Origin of the sequence: Streptococcus sp. HMSC071D03 (genome assembly GCF_001812125.1) — a bacterium.
Classification (GTDB): Bacteria; Bacillota; Bacilli; order Lactobacillales; family Streptococcaceae; genus Streptococcus; species Streptococcus pseudopneumoniae_N.
In genome coordinates this window covers 22329-28328 of sequence record NZ_KV807774.1, presented here as the reverse complement: position 1 = coordinate 28328, position 6000 = coordinate 22329, and the positions used below count along the sequence as shown (strand labels likewise).

The window sequence follows — 6000 nt, the reverse complement described above, 5'->3', positions numbered from 1 at the left end:
TTCGAGGCTCTTTTGTCCTGCTCTTGTTTCAATTGACTATAAAATCTTCTTGGGATGAAAACTTGCATTGTCCATGACAATGACATGAGGGGGCTTCAAAGCAGGTAGAAGTTGCATTTCAAACCACTATATATTTTTGCCCCTCGTCACAAAAAAAGACCTACCACACAAGCTAGAAAGCTTGATATGATAGGCTTTTTAATATTAGATTAACGTACAGTGCGGATACGCATTGTGTTAGTACGAACTGCTTCACCAAGTGGCACACCTGCAACGATAACGATATCATCACCAGATTTTACAAGACCTGCTTCAACTGCTTTACGTTCAGCAATGTCAAACATATCATCAGTTGATGATGGCGTTTCTGTCAACATTGGGATAACACCCCAGTTCAACATCAATCCACGTTCTGTCAATTCGTCAAATGTCAATGCCAAGATATCAGCATTTGGACGGTATTTAGAGATCAAACGTGCTGTGTGACCAGTCTTAGTAAGAGTTACAACCAATTTAATGTCCATTGAGTTTGTAGCATCTTTAACTGCTGAAGCCATAACTTCTGTCTTAGAGTTACGTTCAAATGAATCTGAGTTCAAACGTCCATATTCGTTAAGAAGAGTTTGAGCATTCTTATCGATAGTTGCCATTGTACGAACAGACTCAAGTGGGTATTTACCATTTGCTGACTCACCTGAAAGCATTGTAGCATCAGTTCCGTCGATAACAGCGTTAAATACGTCTGATACTTCTGAACGAGTTGCACGTGGTTTTTCAGTCATTGTTTCAAGCATGTTTGTTGCAGTGATAACAACTTTACCAGCAGCGTTCACTTTAGTAATGATCATTTTTTGGTAAACTGGAACCATTTCAAATGGTACTTCGATACCCATGTCACCACGAGCGATCATGATACCGTCAGCAGCTTCAATGATTTCATCCAAGTTATCGATACCTTGTTGGTTTTCGATTTTAGCGAACAATTGAACGTGACCGTTACCAGTTTCTTCACAGATTGCACGAACTTCATTCACGTCTTTTGCAGTACGTACGAATGAGATCGCGATGAAGTTGATACCTTGTTCCAAACCGAAGCGGATATCAGCGTTATCACGTTCAGCAAGAGCTGGGAAAGGAATTTTAGTGTTAGGGATGTTTACACCTTTTTGTTTAGCGATAACACCGTCATTTTCAACTTCAACAACAAATTCACGACTTGCATCGTCTTTTTCTACAACACGAAGACCAAGTTTACCATCGTCAACCAATACTTGACGACCAACTTCAACATCATCATAGATGTCAAGTGCTCCAGCAACGTTCAAAGCAATCACTTCACGAGTTGATTTGATACCTTGTTTAGTTGCAACACGGATTTTTTCACCAGTTTTGTATGAGTATTCTTTAGCTTCACCTTCGAACAATTCAGTACGGATTTCTGGTCCTTTAGTATCAAGAAGGAAACCAACTTTTTTACCTGCAAGTTTTTCAGCAAGTTTAACAGTTGCCATACGGTCACCTTGTTCTTGGTGGTCACCGTGTGAGAAGTTGAAACGGAAAGTGTTAGCTCCTGCTTCAATCAATTGAGCAATGTTTTTAGCTGAAGCTTCAACGTCAAGTTTTTCACCCCAGTATCCGTCTTCACCGAATTTTTTACCACCACGGATTTCTACCGCAGGACCCAAAGTTGCAACGATTTTTACACGTTTGTTCATGATTTTTGTGACTCCTTTATATAATTTGACCTTTCATGGTCATTTTACCAGTTTAGTTAAAGTTGATTATGACAAGCTCTTGTTCAAAGCAGAAAGTTCAAGGTCAGCTTTATGAGGGTTGTTAACAACGATATTGCCATCAGCTGTTAGGCTAAACAAAGCTCCTTCTTCTGCAGTTCCAAGAATTGGATTTTCAACCATTTTCTCATTGCGAATACCAACAGCGACACCACCGATTCCTTGTTTAAGGAGTTTAACAGCATGTGCACCCATGCGTGACGCCAATACCCGGTCACGAGCAGTTGGTGATCCACCACGTTGGATGTGACCAAGTTCAGTTACACGAAGGTCGCTTGTATCTCCAGCTTCTTTTAGTTTTTGACCAAATTCTGCCGCTGACATAACACCTTCTGCCAAAACGATAATGTTGTGTTTCTTACCGTGTTCATATCCAGCTTTGATACTTGCTACGATGTCTTCCATCTTGAAATCTTCTTCAGGGATGATAATTTCATCAGCACCAGTGGCAATACCTGCCCAAAGAGCGATATCTCCGGCATTACGTCCCATTACTTCAACTACGAAAGTACGACGGTGACTTGATGATGTATCACGAATCTTATCGATGGCGTCCATCGCAGTTGTAACTGCAGTATCAAATCCGATTGTGAAATCAGTACCTACGATATCGTTATCGATTGTTCCCGGAAGTCCGATAGCAGGGAATCCATGCTCAGTCAAGCGCATAGCTCCATGATAAGAACCGTCACCACCGATAACCACGACACCTTCGATACCGTGTTTTTTCAACTGCTCAATCCCTTTAAGTTGACCTTCGAGTTTTGCAAACTCAGGGTAACGAGCTGAGTGAAGGAAAGTACCACCACGTGAAATGATGTCTCCTACTGAAGCAGCATCAAGTGGATAAATCTCACCAGCAACCATACCAGCGTATCCATCATAGATACCAAAAACTTCCATTCCTTCTGAGATTGCTTGACGAACTACTGCACGGATAGCAGCATTCATACCAGGGGCGTCTCCACCACTAGTCAAAACAGCAATACGTTTCATTTGGTTTTGCTCCTTTTTCTTTTAACATTCTAACTGATTATACCATAATTAAAGTTAAAATTCTTTTATTTTCATTGATTTTTAACGATAAATCGTTTTCATAACTATCTGACTTAAAGATTCCTGTAAACTAACATCTTTTGCAACAAAATAACTCGGTAAAAGGACATTTTTTTGTTCATTTTCGTAGCGAATGATGACTGGAATTTCTCCCTTATATTGCTCTAAAATATGATAAATTTCAGTATCATGTTCATGATCAGCAGCCTGTATCCAAAATCGTTCACTCACTGCTTCTTTTAGATTATTTAACACTAATTGAAGCCGACCATCTCTTGCCTGTACTTTTCCATTAAGGTAGTAGAATCTTCCTTCATGTAAGAGATTTTTAAATTGGCGATACTGGTCAGAAAAAACTGTGACTTCAAGCTTCGTTTTACTATCACTAACTTTCAGAAAAGCCATGTTTTCACCTTTTTTAGTTCTGATTACTCGGATAGACTGAATCTCAACGAGTACTGTAGCTGTCTGTCCTTCAAATAGTTCAGACAAACTCACAATTGGGTACAAAGGATTCTTTGCTAAGATCAATAAAGGATGCGGACTGATACCTACTCCAAGCCACTCCTGTTCCTTACGGAACTTTTCGACTTGCGTAAAATCCTCACTCTCAAGCCAATTGTAGCTATTATCTGCAAATAAACTACCCAATTCTTCCACAAAAATAAATAAAGTAGGTAAGTTGGATAAGATTTTTTGGCGATTTTTTTCGAAACTATCGAATAAACCAATCTCGACTAGGGGAGTTAAGAGGCTAATCTTTTGATAATTTTTGGGTAATCGTGTGACAAAATCTTCAACACTTGTAAAAGGACGATTTTCTAAGATCCAATAGGCAAAATCTCGAGGCATCCCCTTGATACTCTTAAGTCCCAAGTAAATAGTCTGGTCTGTCAATTTATCCTGATATGGGATTGTATTGATAGAGAGTGGTGTTAGTTCAAAACCCATTTCAAGAGCATCGAGGATATAGTCTCCACTTGCATAATTGAGCATGACCTGATAAAAGATTGCTGGGTAATGTGTTTTAAAGTAGGCAAGCTGAAAGGCTAAAGCCGCATAAGCATAAGCATGCGATCGGTTGAAACCATAACCAGCAAATTTTTCCATGACAGCAAAAACCTGCTGAGCCTGTTCCTTTCCATGACCTTTTTCGAGTGCACCTTGAATGAAGCTCTCTTGCATTTGATGCATTTCCGCAGCATTCTTTTTCCCCATGGCGCGACGTAAAATATCGGCCTTTCCAAGACTAAAGCCAGCGTAGCGTTGGGCTACTTGCATAACCTGCTCTTGATAGAGCATGATACCATAGGTAGGAGCTAAAATATCTTCTAGCACAGGATCAAGAACTGTCACCTTTTCTTTGCCATGTTTTCGAGCCACAAAGTTATCGATATAGTCGCTCGCCCCCGGTCTGTTGAGGGAAGTCGTTGCCACTACTTCTTCAAAGCTTTCTGGTTTCACGCGCTTTAATAAGCGAATAGCACCAGGTTGTTCAAACTGAAAAATTCCCTTGGTCTTCCCAGCTGCAAAGAGGGCTAAAGTTTCCCTATCCTCAAGGTCAATTTCCTCAATCCTTAGCTGAATTCCTTGAGTTTCAAATAAGAGCTCCTGCATTTTTTGAGCAAAAGTTAGGTTTCGTAAGCCCAAGAAATCCATTTTGAGCAAGCCATTTCCTTCAACTCCATGCGCATCATACTGGGTAATGAGCATATCCTCACCATACTTAAGAGGAATATAGTCCGTTAGATTTTTATCACTAATCACGACACCAGCAGCGTGGATGGAAGTTTGCCGAGGATATCCTTCTATCTTTTTAGCAATTTCAAAAGCCTTTTGGTACTCAATCTTACCTTGAATCAGTTGTCTAAATCCTAGATTCCCTTCATAGGCACTTGTTAAGGTATCTTTGAAACCAATTTTTTTGGTAATAGCCGTTAATTCATACTCAGGTACACCATAGCGTTTAAAAACATCTCTGACGGCCTGTTTAGCACCAAAGGTTGAGTAGGTGACTATCTGAGCAGCGTGAATACTACCATAACGGTCACGAACATAGCGGATAAATTCAGGACGATAGATATCGGGAATATCAATATCGATATCGGGCATGGTATAACGTTCACGATTTAAAAAGCGTTCAAAGATGAGATTTTTAGCTACAGGGTCGATACCAGTGATATCTAAGGCATAGGCCACTAGACTTCCAACTGCAGATCCACGTCCCATACCCATATAATATCCTTGAGAACGACCGAAACGTAAGAGGTCCCAGACAACCAAGAAATAGTCATCGAATCCCATGTCATGAATCACAGATAGCTCTTCTTCTAAACGAGCCTGATAAACTGAATTTAATAAGCCCTTCAGTTCCAAGCCCTTAATAGCTCTTTCACGCAATTCCTCAACAGCTGGTCTCTCTGGATTGAAGCGAGGAAGCTTGAGACTATTATCAATCTCATAAGTAGTTGCTCCAATCAGTTCAGATAGATTGTCTAAAGCTTTTGGAAATTTTTCTACAAAAAATTGTTCAAGACGGTCAGCAGGTAAAAACAAGCCTTGTTGCGATTGAACATCCACCTCTCGCAAGGTCACATTTTCCTTAATCGCCTTGAGCATTTGAAGTGTTTCTAAATCCTCAGGTTCGAAAGAATTAACACGATAAAGAGGGAGAATTGGTCGAGAAAAATTCGACTGAGCTGTATCTGGATACACTCCGATATAATAATCATGTCCCAAATCTAAGTGAGCTATTTCATGGAAATAGGGAACAATAACACAAACATCTTCTAGATAGGGAGAAAAATCAGTCCATTCCTTTTTACCTGTCATTTTTTGACTCGAAAGCTTCATGAGATTTCGATAACCATGATTTGATAGGGCTAGAAAGCGCAGATTAATCAGTTCTTCCTTATGATGAACGGTCATCTCAAGACCTAATAAGGGCTGGATCCCTTGCTTTTGGCACTCTTTGATAAAATAATAAGCTCCATAGAGATTATCAATATCCATGATTCCAAGTGCTGAGTAACCGTATGCTTTCCCTTGGTCAACATACTTCTGAATGGAAATCATACTCTCCATGAAACTATAAACCGTTTTTGTATCAAGTTGTGCAATCACTCGCTATCACCTCCCTTTTTCTCCTTAT

The 6000-nt window shown here is 40.0% G+C and carries 3 protein-coding genes; all 3 read right to left on the bottom strand.

Annotated features, from left to right (window positions below):
- Positions 1-209: 209 nt before the first annotated feature.
- The 3 genes from pyk to HMPREF2837_RS06990 all read right to left on the bottom strand — a co-directional run bounded on the left by pyk (position 210) and on the right by HMPREF2837_RS06990 (position 5972).
- The gene (gene pyk, locus HMPREF2837_RS07000) at positions 210-1715 is read right to left on the bottom strand and encodes a pyruvate kinase (RefSeq protein ID WP_049549702.1); all 1506 of its coding nucleotides are present in this window, start codon (positions 1713-1715) and stop codon (positions 210-212) included.
- 66 nt (positions 1716-1781) lie between these two features.
- On the bottom strand, positions 1782-2789 hold the full coding sequence (gene pfkA / locus HMPREF2837_RS06995; RefSeq protein WP_049549701.1) for a 6-phosphofructokinase: 1008 nt from the start codon (positions 2787-2789) through the stop codon (positions 1782-1784).
- A gap of 81 nt (positions 2790-2870) precedes the next feature.
- Entirely contained in the window at positions 2871-5972 is a 3102-nt protein-coding gene (locus HMPREF2837_RS06990; protein WP_049549700.1) for a DNA polymerase III subunit alpha, read from the bottom strand.
- Positions 5973-6000: the final 28 nt, after the last annotated feature.

What these genes read in the sequence shown, in the direction of transcription:
- pyk (WP_049549702.1), bottom strand. Translation starts at nt 1,715, where the DNA reads ATGAACAAACGTGTAAAAATCGTTGCAACTTTGGGTCCTGCGGTAGAA.
- pfkA (WP_049549701.1), bottom strand. Translation starts at nt 2,789, where the DNA reads ATGAAACGTATTGCTGTTTTGACTAGTGGTGGAGACGCCCCTGGTATG.